The sequence below is a fragment of the Flavobacterium ajazii genome (genome assembly GCF_010614725.1).
Classification (GTDB): domain Bacteria; phylum Bacteroidota; class Bacteroidia; order Flavobacteriales; family Flavobacteriaceae; genus Flavobacterium; species Flavobacterium ajazii.
The window spans coordinates 180,645-194,398 of record NZ_JAAEHL010000002.1; the positions used below are offsets into that span (position 1 = coordinate 180,645).

Consider the following 13,754-nt stretch of genomic DNA (forward strand, 5'->3'; position numbering starts at 1 on the left):
CATTATACTTTCAAACATAACCAGTAAAATCAGGCATTTCAAATGATTTTGAGCAAATTATCATTATATTACAAATTTCAAACTTGTTAAAATTTTGTTAATATATGGTACTATGTAAAACAAGATACTGTTTTTTAGATATATATTTGCATAAGAAATTACTATATACTTTTAATCATGGAAACATCAACACCACTCATCATGGAAAAAACATCAGAAAAGAATACAGCAGCATTTACTCATTTGAGTACATTAAGTCAGTACATCATTCCGTTTGGGAATTATATTTTTCCACTTATCATCTGGACAAATTATAAAGACAAATCTGAATTTGCAGATCACCACGGAAAACAGGCTTTGAATTTTCAGTTAAGCTTATTGCTTTACACTTTGATTTTAGCACTTATTGCAATTCCGATTTTTGTAACTGTGTTTTTGCAGAACCTTCCAATCGAAGCAATTATTAATGATGAAGATTTTATCATCAGAAATTTTAATCTTGAAGGAAATATTGGTCTTTTAAGTGTTGGGATCACGGCAGTAATTCTTTTTGGATTATTAAAATTTGTTGAATTCTTTTTAGTGATTTATGCTTCGATAAAAGCTTCAAACGGAGAATTATACAAATATCCGTTAACGATTCCTTTTATAAAGTAATTATTAAAGGGTTAAAGGTTATAGCTAAACCGGAGCCCCAGCCCTGATAGAAGTGGAAATCCTTTTGTGCCGGGGTTCGGCAGAAAAGATTGCAGCGAATAGCAGGAAACAGCTCCTAAAAAACAATCAATCATCAATCATCATCATCATCAATCAAAAAACGAATTGTTCAATCTAAAAAAAATGAAATGAAATTATGAACATTGAAAACACAAAAGCACAGATGCGCAAAGGTGTTCTTGAGTTTTGCATCTTATCGGTATTAAAAGAAAAAGACGCATATACATCTGAAATATTAGACACTTTAAAAAACGCAAAATTATTAGTTGTTGAGGGAACTGTTTATCCTCTTTTAACCAGACTAAAAAACGACGGCTTACTCAATTACAGATGGGAAGAATCGACATCGGGACCACCAAGAAAATATTACGGATTAACCGAGATAGGACAAACATTTTTAAACGAACTTAGCGGAACCTGGACAGAATTGTCTGATGCCGTAAAACTAATCACCAATCAAAATCAATAAGTCATGAACAAAACAGTAAATATTAACTTAGGCGGTATGTTTTTTCACATCGATGAAGATGCATATTTAAAATTGACACGCTATTTTGACGCTATAAAAAGATCATTAAACAACTCATCTGGTCAGGATGAAATTATTAAGGATATCGAAATGCGTGTTTCTGAACTTTTAACAGAAAAGCAAAAAAGCGAAAAACATGTTGTTGGCTTGAAAGATGTTGACGAAGTGATTGCGGTAATGGGACAGCCTGAAGATTACAGACTTGAAGACGAAGAAAATGCAAATCAGTCTTTTAATTATGCAAACACAAAGCACAAAAAATTATACCGTGACAAAGAAAAAGGTATGATTGGCGGTGTAGCAACAGGTCTGGGACATTATTTTGGAATAGATGCTGTATGGGTTAAAATCGTATTCTTAATATTTGTTTTTGCAGGTTTTGGAACAGGGATTTTAGCTTATTTCGTTCTTTGGATTGTAACTCCTGAAGCAGTAACAACTTCAGAGAAACTGGAAATGACAGGAGAACCAGTTACGATTTCAAACATCGAAAAAAAAGTTCGTGAAGAAATAGATTCATTATCTGATAAATTCAAAAATGCAGATTATGATAAAATGGGAAACCAGGTAAAGTCGGGAGCTGAGAGAATAAGTAGTTCATTTGGAGACTTTATCATGACGGTTTTTAAAATCTTTGCTAAGTTTTTAGGAGTAATTTTGATTATGTCAGGAGTTACTGTCTTAATATTATTATTAATTGGAATATTCACTTTAGGAACAAATGTTTTTCTTGATTTTCCTTGGCAAAACTTTATCGAAGCCGGTAACTTTACTGAATATCCGATCTGGTCATTTGGTTTATTAATGTTCTTTGCTGTTGGAATCCCGTTTTTCTTTATGACACTTTTGGGTTTCAAATTGTTGTCTCCAAATACAAAAACTATCGGAAACATTGCCAAATATACTTTATTAGCGATTTGGATTATTGCTGTTGCCATTGCGATCAGTATAGGAATCAAACAAGCTACTGAAATTTCATACGATAATAAAGCGGTAGAGAAAAAAACAATCAACATTACTCCTAATGATACGCTTTATGTAAAGTTCAGATATAATGATTACTATGCGAAAGATTTAGATCATCATAAAGATTTTGAGTTTGTACAGGACTCTGCCAATAATGATTTAATCTATTCAAATGATGTTCGTTTACATGTTTTGCATACCGATGAAGCAGCTCCTTACATACAAATCGAAAAAAGTGCAAGGGGAAATTCATTTACAAGTGCTAAAAAAAGAGCAGAAAAAATTATTTACAACTTTCAGATCAAAGGAAATTATTTAATTTTGGATAATTATTTTCTTACAGATGTGAAAAATAAATTCAGAGGTCAGGAAGTAGATGTATTTTTATACTTACCAGAAGGTCAATTATTTAAACCAGATGCTTCAATACAGGACTATGATGACTCTGAAAATGATTTCTTTAACTTACACTTTAGCGGAAACTATAGCTATAAAGTACAGGGTTCTAAAATTAAATGTTTGAATTGTCCTGCAGATGAAGACGATTATAATGATAATGACTATAAAAATGACAACGATTACGTTAATGAAAACGATACTGTAAAAGAAGTTTCGATTAAAATTAATGGAGAAGAAGTTTTAAATGCCAAAAAAGGAAAAGGAAGGCTAACCACTGATAAAAACGGAGTTATAATTAAAATTAACTAAACCATGATAAAAATAATCATTCATATTACGAAATTCATTATTGCAGCTATTACTGCATTATTGTTTGCCTCATGTAACTTTAATTTGAATACGATTGAGGGCAGCGGAAATGTAACCACTCAAAAAAGAATCGTTGAGGGTGATTTTAAAAAAGTATCTGTTAGCAATGCTATCGATGTGGTAATCATACAGTCTGATTCGACTGAAATTACAGTTGAGGCCGATGACAATCTGCAAAAAGACATTATTACAAAAGTAGAAAACGGAACATTGATTATTAAATGCAAATACAGTTCATTTGGTGATGTTACTAAAAGAGTAACTGTAAAAATGCCGGTTATCAACAAACTGGAGGCTTCTAGTGCGTCTACTATACAAGCTCAAAAAGTGATTCTTGGAGAAGATATAGATCTGAAAGCATCCAGTGCTGCTTCAATAGATGTTAACATTGAATCTGACAATATCTCCAGTGATTCTGGAAGCGGAAGCACAATAAACATACAAGGCAAAGCATTAAAAATAAAAGCATCAGCATCGAGCGGGTCCAGTATTAATGCTGAAAAACTTCTGGCTAATGAAGTTCATGCAGAAGCCTCAAGCGGAGCCAGTGTAGATGTACATCCTATAGTAAGTTTAAAAGCCGAAGCTTCTAGCGGTGGAAGCATTAATTATGACTCATCACCTAAAACAATCGAAAAAACTGAAAATTCAGGTGGGAGCGTTAGCAAAGGATAACCTTACTATGTGTTAAATATAAAAGAAATCATTCATCAAAAGTGGATGATTTTTTTATATTTGCCAAAATCAAAATACAGAATTAATGAAGAAAAACGCAGCCCTAATGTTATTGCTATTAGTTACTACATTCACTTTTGCGCAAAAAAGAGAAAAAGTTAAAGGCACTAAAATTGTTACAACATCGGTAAAAGAAGTTGGTGATTTTGATGCTATCGAAGTTGATGACAACATTGAAGTTTATTTGGAACGAGGCGAAAAAAACGAAATAAAAATTGAAGCAGATGACAATCTACATGATATCATCGGAATGGATTTAAGAGAAAAAACACTTCGTCTGTATACATCAAAAGAATCCACTATTTTCAAGAAACTATCAGTCCGTGTTACTTATACCAAATCATTTACGAAAGTAATTACTAAAAACGAAGCTATTGTGTATGCCATCCAGGAACTTCAGTTAGATGATATTAACTTCTATAGTTATGACTATTCTAAATTGTTCTTGAATGTAAATGCAAAAAAATTCAGTTTAACCGCTGACGATAAATCTAAAACCGAGCTAAATTTAAAATCAGATGAAGGATCTTTACAATTAAGTAAAAATTCAACTATTAAATCTTTGGTATCTGCAATTAAGTTCAAATGCGATTTATACCAAAAAGCAACAGCTGCCATTGAGGGTGCTGCTGAAAAAGGAAGTATTAGAATAGACAATAATTCGAGCTTTACAGGATCGAAATTCACCATAAAAGAAGCAAATTTTACTGCTGAAAACAATGCAACAGGAACTGTTTTAGCCGAAACTTCTATTTCTCTTGCAATAGGAGACAAAGCAGAAGTTTCACTTTTGGGAAAACCAAAAATAGAACTTACCCGCTTTAGTGAAGAAGCTAAACTTATTAAGAAGATTAAATAATTTTTTTTGTTTCAGGTTTGTATGAATAAAAAAATCCATTCGCATCACGAATGGATTTTTTTATTTACAGCCTTTCTAGATTTACACTCAAATAACTTGAAACTTCAAACAGAGAAAACCTGAAACTAAATCTTTACTCTTTAGCAGCTAAATATCTTTCGGCATCAAGTGCGGCCATACAACCTGTACCAGCTGCAGTGATAGCCTGACGATACACATGATCTGCTGCATCTCCTGCTACAAAAACACCTTCAACATTTGTTTTAGATGTTCCCGGAGTATTTACAATATAACCTGTTTCGTCGAGAGTGATGTAATCTTTAAATATATCTGTATTTGGTTTATGACCAATCGCTACGAAGAAACCTGTTGCAGGAATTTCAATTACTTCTCCACTAGTTTTATTTAATGCTTTGATAGCATGAACTACATTTCCGTCACCTAAAACTTCAACAGTATCATGATTCATTAAAATCTCGATATTCTCAGTTTTACGAACACGCTCCTCCATAATTTTAGAAGCTCTGAATTTCTCACTTCTTACTAACATCGTTACTTTTTTACAAAGTTTAGATAAATAATGTGCTTCTTCACAAGCAGAATCCCCTGCCCCAACAATTACAACTTCCTGATTACGGTAGAAAAAACCGTCACAAACAGCGCAGGCAGAAACTCCTCCACCCATATTCAAATAATGCTGTTCTGATGGTAATCCTAAATATTTAGCTGAAGCTCCTGTAGAAATAATAACCGTTTCACAGTGCAATTCTATTTTATCATTAATCCACACTTTATGGATATCTCCTGAAAAATCAACTTTTGTAGCCCATCCGTCACGGATATCTGCTCCAAAACGCTTTGACTGTTCCTGTAACTGAATCATCATTTCAGGCCCTGTAACCCCATCAACATAACCCGGAAAGTTCTCCACTTCATTTGTAGTTGTCAGCTGACCCCCTGGCTGCATTCCCTGATATAAAACCGGATTCATATTTGCTCTGGCAGCATAAATAGCAGCAGTATAACCTGCAGGACCAGAACCTATAATTAGGCATTTAATTTTTTCGATTGTATCTGACATAGCATTTATAGTTTTTAGAGATGCAAATGTAAACTTTATTATAAAAAATCACCCTCAAAATAAATCCTAAATAACTATCTTAAAATAAGTTTTATTTATTTTAAAATTTTCCTTTCGTAAACGAAATTTATTTATATCTTTGCATCCGCTTTCGGGCAGTATTCCAAAATACATCTTCGGGGTGTAGCGTAGCCCGGTTATCGCGCCTGCTTTGGGAGCAGGAGGCCGCAGGTTCGAATCCTGCCACCCCGACAAAAGTCTTTTCAAAAATGAAAAGACTTTTTTTTTGTTCTAAACTAAACATCCGGAACAATTATCCTGTCCTGATTGAAATTGGAAAGATTTCAGATTCGAATCATTCCACTCCAACAAAAACCCTTTTCATTTTTGAAAAGAGTTTTTTAATAGTCATTCATTTTTTATGAAAGATTTCCCAAGCACAACATTTTTTTGCAAAATCTATATTAAACAGCAAGAATCTTCGTTAATATTTTTCATTCAAAGTAAAATTAATTTCACTTAAACACCCACCAAACAAAGGTTCAGGAGCGTTTCATAAATGTTAACAAAATAGATTTTCAAAAACCATAAATAATTGTATTTTTACGGTTCAAAATTCAGAAAATAAATGGGCAAAATCATTGCTATTGCTAATCAAAAAGGAGGCGTTGGAAAGACTACTACATCAGTAAATCTTGCTGCCTCATTAGGTGTTTTAGAGAAAAAAGTATTGTTGATCGACGCTGATCCACAGGCCAATGCTACATCTGGCCTAGGAATTGACGTAGAAACAGTTGAAACTGGAACTTACCAAATTCTTGAGCATACCGTAACACCAAAAGAAGCCATTTTAAAATGTACATCGCCAAACGTTGACGTGATTCCTGCCCACATTGACCTTGTTGCGATCGAAATTGAATTGGTTGACAAAGAAAACCGTGAGTACATGCTAAAAAAAGCATTAGAAGAAGCAAAACAAGAATATGACTATATCATTATTGACTGTGCTCCTTCTCTGGGTTTACTAACTCTGAATGCTTTAACTGCAGCTGATTCTGTAGTTATTCCTATTCAATGTGAATATTTCGCACTTGAAGGATTAGGAAAACTATTGAACACTATTAAAAGTATTCAAAAAATCCACAATCCTGATCTTGACATTGAAGGGCTATTGTTAACAATGTACGATTCTAGATTACGTTTATCAAATCAGGTTGTTGAAGAAGTCCAGAAACACTTTAATGATATGGTTTTTGAAACCGTTATCCAGAGAAATGTAAAATTAAGTGAGGCTCCAAGTTTTGGCGAAAGCATCATCAATTATGACGCCACCAGCAAAGGAGCAGTAAATTACATTAATTTAGCTCAGGAAATTATAAAGAAAAACAGCAAATAGTTTTTATGACAAAAGCAATTAAAAAACAAGCCTTAGGAAGAGGATTATCAGCATTATTAAAAGATCCTGAAAATGATATTACATCAGTAGAAGATAAAAATGCTGACAAAGTAGTTGGAAACATTATTGAGCTTGAAATAAGTGCTATCGAAATAAATCCGTTTCAGCCCAGAAGTAATTTCAACGAAGAATCACTACGCGAATTAGCTACTTCCATCAAAGAACTTGGTGTAATTCAGCCTATCACTGTTCGAAAATTAGATTTCAACAAATATCAGTTAATCTCCGGAGAACGCCGTTTACGTGCTTCAACATCAATTGGACTAACTCATATTCCGGCCTACATCCGTATTGCTAATGACAATGAATCATTAGTAATGGCATTAGTAGAGAATATTCAGCGTCATGACTTAGACCCCATCGAAATTGCTCTCTCTTACCAGCGTTTAATTGACGAAATTCAATTAACTCAGGAACAAATGAGCGAGCGAGTAGGAAAAAAACGTTCTACTATTGCCAATTATTTACGTCTTTTAAAGTTAGACCCTATTATTCAGACAGGTATCCGTGATGGTTTTATCAGCATGGGACACGGAAGAGCTATTATCAATATTGAAGATTTAGATGTTCAGACTGATATTTACCAAAAAATAGTAAGCCAAAACTTATCTGTTCGTGAAACGGAAGCTTTAGTTAAAAATTATCACGAAGGAAATCAGCCTAAAGCCGAAGGAAAACCTAAAGCAGATTCTGCGTTTGTAGTTAGAGAAACTCAAAAAAACACTTTCAACGACTATTTTGGATCAAAAGTTGACATAAAAGTGGCTGGCAACGGAAAAGGAAAAATCACAATCCCTTTTAATTCCGAAGCAGACTTTAACAGAATTATAAAATTAATAAACGGATAGTGAATAAAATTGTCCCCATAAGTCTTTTGTTCTTTCTCTTAGGAACCGTCTCTCTTTTTGCCCAGGCAGAAAAAGAAACGGTTTTGGTAGCTAAAGACACTAGTAAATTAGAGGAAATAGATCCACTAAGACCTGCAAAAGCAGCCTTCTACTCAGCAATTTTACCTGGTTTAGGACAAGCATACAATAAAAAATATTGGAAAATTCCTTTGGTTTACGGTGCAATTGGCACCAGCCTGTATTTCTACATTGACAATAACAAAAAATACAATGATTATCGTGACGCCTATAAACGAAGACTTGAAGGTTATAACAATGATAATTACCAATATCTAGACGATGACAGGCTTATCGCCGGTCAGAAATTTTATCAGCGTAATCGCGATTTATCGGCTCTTTTTGTTGTTGGATTCTATGTTCTAAACATCATTGATGCCAATGTTGATGCTGCTTTAATTCAATTTAACGTCAACGAAAGACTATCGCTCCGTCCGGAAATTTACCCTGCGGATGTAACTTTTAAACCGAATGTCGGACTAACTTTTAACTACAACTTTTAAACAGCATTTTTAATCTGTTTAAATTTAAAAAAAATACAAAAAAAAATGAAAATTGCACTTTTAGGATACGGAAAAATGGGTCAGGTAATCGAAAGAATTGCACTGGAAAGAGGTCATGAAATTGTTTTGAAAAAAGACGAGTTTAATACTTACGACGGACTTTCGACAGCAGATGTTGCTATTGATTTCAGTGTACCTACAGCAGCCGTAGACAATATTTCAAATTGTTTTCATGCAAATGTTCCTGTAGTTTCAGGAACAACAGGATGGCTGGACCGTTACGATGAAATGATAGCACTTTGTAACGAAAAACAAGGTGGTTTCATCTCCAGTTCAAATTTCAGTTTAGGTGTTAATATTTTCTTCGGACTTAATGAATATTTAGCCAAAATTATGGCTCAGTTTGATTCTTATAAAGTATCAATGGAAGAAATTCATCATACTCAAAAATTAGACGCTCCAAGCGGAACGGCAATTTCTTTAGCAAAAGGCGTTATTGAAAACAGCAATTATTCGGAGTGGACTTTAGAAGAAGCAAAAGATAATCAAATACACATCGAAGCTAAAAGAATTGGCGAAGTTCCCGGTACGCACACTGTAAATTATGACTCAGCTATTGACAGCATTGAAATAAAACACACTGCTCACAATCGCGAAGGTTTTGCGCTTGGTGCTGTTATTGCTGCAGAATGGCTTGCAGGAAAAACAGGAATCTACACTATGAAAGACGTTTTAAATCTGGAATCTAAATAAAATCCAAAAAATAATATTCTGAAATTTCAGAACTAAAATATAAAACTATGACACTTTATCTTTGGTTTGTTTTTTTCTTAGCAGTACAAATAATCCATTTTTTAGGTACCTGGAAATTATATCAGGCTGCCGGCAGAAAATCATGGGAAGCAGCTGTTCCTGTTTATAATTCTATTGTTTTAATGAAAATCATAAGCCGCCCAACATGGTGGACATTATTGCTTTTCATTCCGATTATAAACCTGATTATGTTTCCTGTTGTTTGGGTAGAAACCTTAAGGACTTTTGGCAAAAAATCAACTTTAGATACTATTTTAGGAATTTTTACATTCGGATTTTATATTTATTATGTCAACTATACACAAAAATTAGAGCATAATGCAAACAGAAAATTAACTAGCGAAAACAAAACCGCAGATACAGTAAACTCTTTACTTTTCGCAATAATCGTAGCAACACTGGTTCACACTTATGTTATCCAGCCTTTTACTATTCCTACTTCTTCATTAGAGAAATCATTATTAATAGGTGATTTTTTATTTGTAAGCAAAGTAAACTACGGACCAAGAGTCCCAATGACAACAGTTGCTTTACCAATGGTTCACGATTCTATTCCATTAACAAAAAAGAAATCTTACTTAAGCTGGCCGCAATTACCTTATTTCAGGCTTCCTGCTTTAGAACAAATAAAACGAAACGATATTGTTGTTTTTAACTGGCCGGTTGATACTGTTCATTATTTCTTTGAACCAAAAGGAAGACCAGGTGTTATAAAACCAATTGACAAGAAATCAAATTACGTAAAACGCTGCGTAGGTATTCCTGGAGACAATTTATCTATTAAAAATGGTTTAGTATATATTAACGGTAAAGAATTAATTTTACCCGAAAGAGCAAAACCCCAATACGAACATACTATTTATGCTGCTAAAGGCGTATCTAACGAATTATTAAAATCTACAGGTTCTACTGAATTTGCAAGAACATACATAATCAAACCAAATAGCGATGCGCAATTAGAAGCCGTAAGACCTTATATTATGTCTGCTAACCATAATCCTGACAATTCATACACCGTACAAACTGGATTTAATGGAATCCCTGCTGATGTGATTACAAAATCAGGATTATACGCTCAGGAACAATATCTGGCTCAGGCAAACGCAAATCTAACATTAAAAGCCGCAGCTGAATTAAGAAAAAACTCAACGATAGATTCAATCGTTAGGTATATCGACAAAGGAAAAGGAGATGTCTTAATCTTCCCTCACAATGGAAAATGGACAATGGATGAATACGGACCAATATCAATTCCTAAAGCTGGTGAAACTGTACAATTAAATAGTAACAACATAACTTTATACGAAAGAATAATAAAGGTATATGAAGGAAACAAATTAGAAATCAATGGTAATGAAATTAAAATCAACGACCAAGTAACTAACTCTTATACTTTCAAACAAGATTATTATTGGATGATGGGAGACAATCGTCATCATTCAGAAGATAGTCGTTACTGGGGATTTGTTCCCGGCGACCATATTGTTGGTAAACCTGTTTTTATTTGGATGAGCTGGGATACCAACGGAAAAGGAATCAACAAAATTCGCTGGGACAGGGTTTTCACAACTGTTGATGGTGAAGGCCAGCCTCAGTCTTATTTCAAATATTTCCTAATTGTTCTCGCCCTTTATTTTGTTGGGGAATTCTTCTGGAAAAAGAGAAAAGAAAACAAAGCATAAATAAAATAAGTTATTTTTGTTTCAGGTTTCAGGTTTCACGTTCTTAACGTCAACCTGAAACCTGAAACTTTTAAACTCTGAAACAAACAAAATGAATTCCTTATTACTTCCTACCTATTTTCCTTCAATTAGTCATTTTGCGGTAATGGCTCAATCTGAAACTATAACTTTTGAAATGGAAGATAATTTTCAGAAACAGACCAATAGAAACAGAACTTATATCTATAGTCCGAATGGAATTCAATTATTAAACATCCCTGTCAAACATTCTAAAACCACACATCAAAAAACAAAAGATATTTTGATCGAAAATGAATTTGACTGGCAGAAACAGCATTTTAAATCATTAGAAGCTGCATACAGAAGCTCCCCTTTCTTTGAGTACTTTGAGGACGATATTGTTCCGATTTTTGAAAAAAAACACACCTTTTTAATGGATTTAAATTTCGAAGTTCTGGACATTGTAACAAAATGCCTCAGAATGAAATTAGAATTTGGAAAAACTACTGAATATTTCCACGATGTTTCAGATTTTGCTGATTTCAGACGTTTGGCAAACGGAAAAAAAGATGCTAATTCATTCGAAAAATACCCTCAGGTTTTTGATGACAAACATGGTTTTATCAACAATTTAAGTGTTTTAGATTTACTTTTTAACGAAGGTAAATTCGCAATGGATTATTTAAAAACGCAGAAAATTATATAAAATTAATTGTGAATTGTAAGTTGTGAATTATTTTCATATCACTTAACTTTTTAATTTCAGACTTTTGACTTTCCACTTTCGACTAAAAAATCATTCCATTGAAAGTCTTGTCATTATTGGATAATGATCTGAATTTTCAAAATCAGAAAAGCTTTCAAACTGCTTTACTTTCATTTTAGGATCTGTAAAAATATAATCTATCCGGGCCGGATAATATTTGAATTTGTAAGTCGCTCCAAAACCCTCTCCCGCTTCTTCAAAAGCATCTTTCAGTTTTCCTTTAATATTTCTGTAAACATAAGAAAACGGACTATTATTCATGTCTCCACAAATAATAATCGGGGTTTTACATTGTTTTATATTTTCTTTGAAAATCTCTGCCTGTTCCTGCTGCTGCCTGAATCCCTTGCTTATTCTGGCAAAGATACGCTGCGATTTTTTTTGGTTAACATTATCAATATCATCAGAAATCTCATTCACATCAGGTGAAATTTTAATAGACTGCAAGTGCATATTATAAACCCTGATCACATCCTTACCACGTTTTATATCTGCATAAACCACATTATTATCCGAATTAGGAAAAACAATATTCCCTTCATTTATAATCGGAAATTTTGAAAAAATGGCCTGACCGGTTTTTATTTTTTTTCCATCAATAAAGATATAACGATGAGGATATACTTTTAAATCAAGATGAGCAGAATTAGAATATTCCTGTATACACAAAATATCAGGGTCTTTTTCATCAATAAAAGTTTTTATATTTGACGGAATATCATCACGATCCAGCCATTTAAAAACATTAAAAAGCCGAACATTATAGCTCATTACAGAAAAATCCTTTTCTCCTTTAATATATTCTTTACCTGATATTTTATAAAATTTACTAATAAACGTAATTCCGGTCAATAAAACCAAACCTGACAAAATAAGACGTTTTTTAAACTGAATTGCCCAATAAAGAAAAAACAATCCATTTGCAACAAAGAAAGCAGGCATAAACAGTGTAAGCACCGATAAAAGTGGAAAACTTTTAGGTGCTAAAAAAGGTAAAATATAAATGCTGAATGTAAACACAGTTAGCACCATATTCAAAAAGAACATTATTTTGTTAAACCACGAAAGGTTCTTCATATTTTTTGGCTAAGGATTATTTTCCAGCTTTAAATAAAAACTCTTTTTCTTCTTTTGTGAGACAATCATAACCGGACTGGCTGATCTTGTCTAAAATTTCATCAATTTGTTGTTGCGTTTTGTCTTTCGTAACAATTCGTGATGTGGTTTTCTCTGTAGGTTTCTTGTAATTTTTATGAACTTTTTTGAATGGGGTCGTTGGGGATTTTCTAAATAAATTGGCAAAAAAATCTAATATTTTAGAAACAACAACACTTAAATCTGTACCATTTTGAAGCATTTTTATATATACAAATCCGAAAAAAGCTCCTGCAAGATGAGAAATATGTCCGCCCATATTTTCTAACCGAAGCTGCATTAAATCTAACAGCAAAACAACTCCTGTAATATGCCAAAGTTTCACATTACCAAACAAAAACAGCCTAACATTCATTAATGGCTGATAGGTTGTAGCAGCCACCAAAATTGCCATAATTGCCGCCGAAGCCCCAACTATTGATGCTGAGTTTCCTAAAACATAATAACTTAAAACAAATACAATCCCTGAAAATATAGCCCCTAAAATATAGAGCCCTAAATATTGCTTTTGATTAAAAAATGTCAGGAATAAATTACTGGCAAAATTCAAGACCAGCATATTAAACAGCAAATGCATGAATCCAAAATGGAAAAACGCATAGGTTAAAAATGTCCAAGGTTTGAACATAAAAACCTGCGGATCTGATGACAATGCAAGCCAATTAGGAAAATCAAACTGGCCAATTGAAAATTTATAGAAGACTAAAGAAATAAGAAAACAAGCAATATTCCAATAAATCATGCGCATTGCGATGCCTCCTAATTTATATTGCAGTTTTAGATCGTCAAGAATATTCATAAAGTCTTCGTTTGATTTTT

Annotated in this window: 14 protein-coding genes and 1 tRNA gene; 12 read left to right on the forward strand and 3 right to left on the reverse strand. The window is 33.2% G+C overall.

Annotated features, from left to right (window positions below):
- The first annotated feature begins 177 nt into the window (after positions 1-177).
- From GWR14_RS03420 to GWR14_RS03440, 5 genes are all read left to right on the forward strand, one after another.
- A complete protein-coding gene (locus GWR14_RS03420; protein WP_246236272.1) occupies positions 178-657 on the forward strand; it encodes a DUF4870 domain-containing protein in 480 nt (159 codons plus the stop codon).
- 196 nt (positions 658-853) lie between these two features.
- The gene (locus GWR14_RS03425; RefSeq protein WP_017498072.1) at positions 854-1,186 is read left to right on the forward strand and encodes a PadR family transcriptional regulator; all 333 of its coding nucleotides are present in this window, start codon (positions 854-856) and stop codon (positions 1,184-1,186) included.
- A 3-nt stretch (positions 1,187-1,189) separates the two neighbouring features.
- A complete protein-coding gene (locus GWR14_RS03430) occupies positions 1,190-2,920 on the forward strand; it encodes a PspC domain-containing protein (RefSeq protein ID WP_163407654.1) in 1,731 nt (576 codons plus the stop codon).
- 3 nt (positions 2,921-2,923) lie between these two features.
- A complete protein-coding gene (locus GWR14_RS03435) occupies positions 2,924-3,655 on the forward strand; it encodes a head GIN domain-containing protein (protein WP_163407655.1) in 732 nt (243 codons plus the stop codon).
- 85 nt (positions 3,656-3,740) lie between these two features.
- Positions 3,741-4,574: a GIN domain-containing protein gene (locus GWR14_RS03440; RefSeq protein ID WP_163407656.1), complete on the forward strand. Its 834-nt coding sequence runs from the start codon at positions 3,741-3,743 to the stop codon at positions 4,572-4,574.
- Positions 4,575-4,707: 133 nt separating this feature from the next.
- Here GWR14_RS03440 and trxB read toward each other — a convergent pair whose 3' ends face one another.
- Positions 4,708-5,655, reverse strand: a complete 948-nt coding sequence (gene trxB / locus GWR14_RS03445) for a thioredoxin-disulfide reductase (RefSeq protein WP_163407657.1) — start codon at positions 5,653-5,655, stop codon at positions 4,708-4,710.
- Between the two features lie 177 nt (positions 5,656-5,832).
- On the opposite strand from trxB, the gene GWR14_RS03450 reads away from it, so the two are divergent.
- From GWR14_RS03450 to GWR14_RS03480, 7 genes are all read left to right on the forward strand, one after another.
- A tRNA-Pro gene (locus GWR14_RS03450) sits at positions 5,833-5,907 on the forward strand.
- A gap of 376 nt (positions 5,908-6,283) precedes the next feature.
- Positions 6,284-7,051 (forward strand): ParA family protein, encoded by a 768-nt coding sequence (locus tag GWR14_RS03455; RefSeq protein WP_163407658.1) that lies wholly within the window; start codon positions 6,284-6,286, stop codon positions 7,049-7,051.
- Positions 7,052-7,056: 5 nt separating this feature from the next.
- On the forward strand, positions 7,057-7,959 hold the full coding sequence (locus GWR14_RS03460) for a ParB/RepB/Spo0J family partition protein (RefSeq protein ID WP_163407659.1): 903 nt from the start codon (positions 7,057-7,059) through the stop codon (positions 7,957-7,959).
- The gene (locus tag GWR14_RS03465) at positions 7,959-8,519 is read left to right on the forward strand and encodes a DUF5683 domain-containing protein (RefSeq protein WP_163407660.1); all 561 of its coding nucleotides are present in this window, start codon (positions 7,959-7,961) and stop codon (positions 8,517-8,519) included. Before GWR14_RS03460 ends, GWR14_RS03465 begins: the two co-directional genes overlap by 1 nt.
- Before the next feature lie 45 nt (positions 8,520-8,564).
- Complete coding sequence (gene dapB / locus GWR14_RS03470) at positions 8,565-9,272, forward strand: 4-hydroxy-tetrahydrodipicolinate reductase (RefSeq protein WP_163407661.1); 708 nt, start codon at positions 8,565-8,567, stop codon at positions 9,270-9,272.
- Positions 9,273-9,319: 47 nt separating this feature from the next.
- On the forward strand, positions 9,320-11,014 hold the full coding sequence (gene lepB, locus GWR14_RS03475; RefSeq protein ID WP_163407662.1) for a signal peptidase I: 1,695 nt from the start codon (positions 9,320-9,322) through the stop codon (positions 11,012-11,014).
- Between the two features lie 91 nt (positions 11,015-11,105).
- Positions 11,106-11,720: a WbqC family protein gene (locus tag GWR14_RS03480; protein ID WP_163407663.1), complete on the forward strand. Its 615-nt coding sequence runs from the start codon at positions 11,106-11,108 to the stop codon at positions 11,718-11,720.
- A 90-nt stretch (positions 11,721-11,810) separates the two neighbouring features.
- Here GWR14_RS03480 and GWR14_RS03485 read toward each other — a convergent pair whose 3' ends face one another.
- Positions 11,811-12,857: an endonuclease/exonuclease/phosphatase family protein gene (locus GWR14_RS03485; RefSeq protein WP_163407664.1), complete on the reverse strand. Its 1,047-nt coding sequence runs from the start codon at positions 12,855-12,857 to the stop codon at positions 11,811-11,813.
- Between the two features lie 16 nt (positions 12,858-12,873).
- Positions 12,874-13,734 (reverse strand): rhomboid family intramembrane serine protease, encoded by an 861-nt coding sequence (locus tag GWR14_RS03490; RefSeq protein ID WP_163407665.1) that lies wholly within the window; start codon positions 13,732-13,734, stop codon positions 12,874-12,876.
- Positions 13,735-13,754 lie beyond the last annotated feature (20 nt).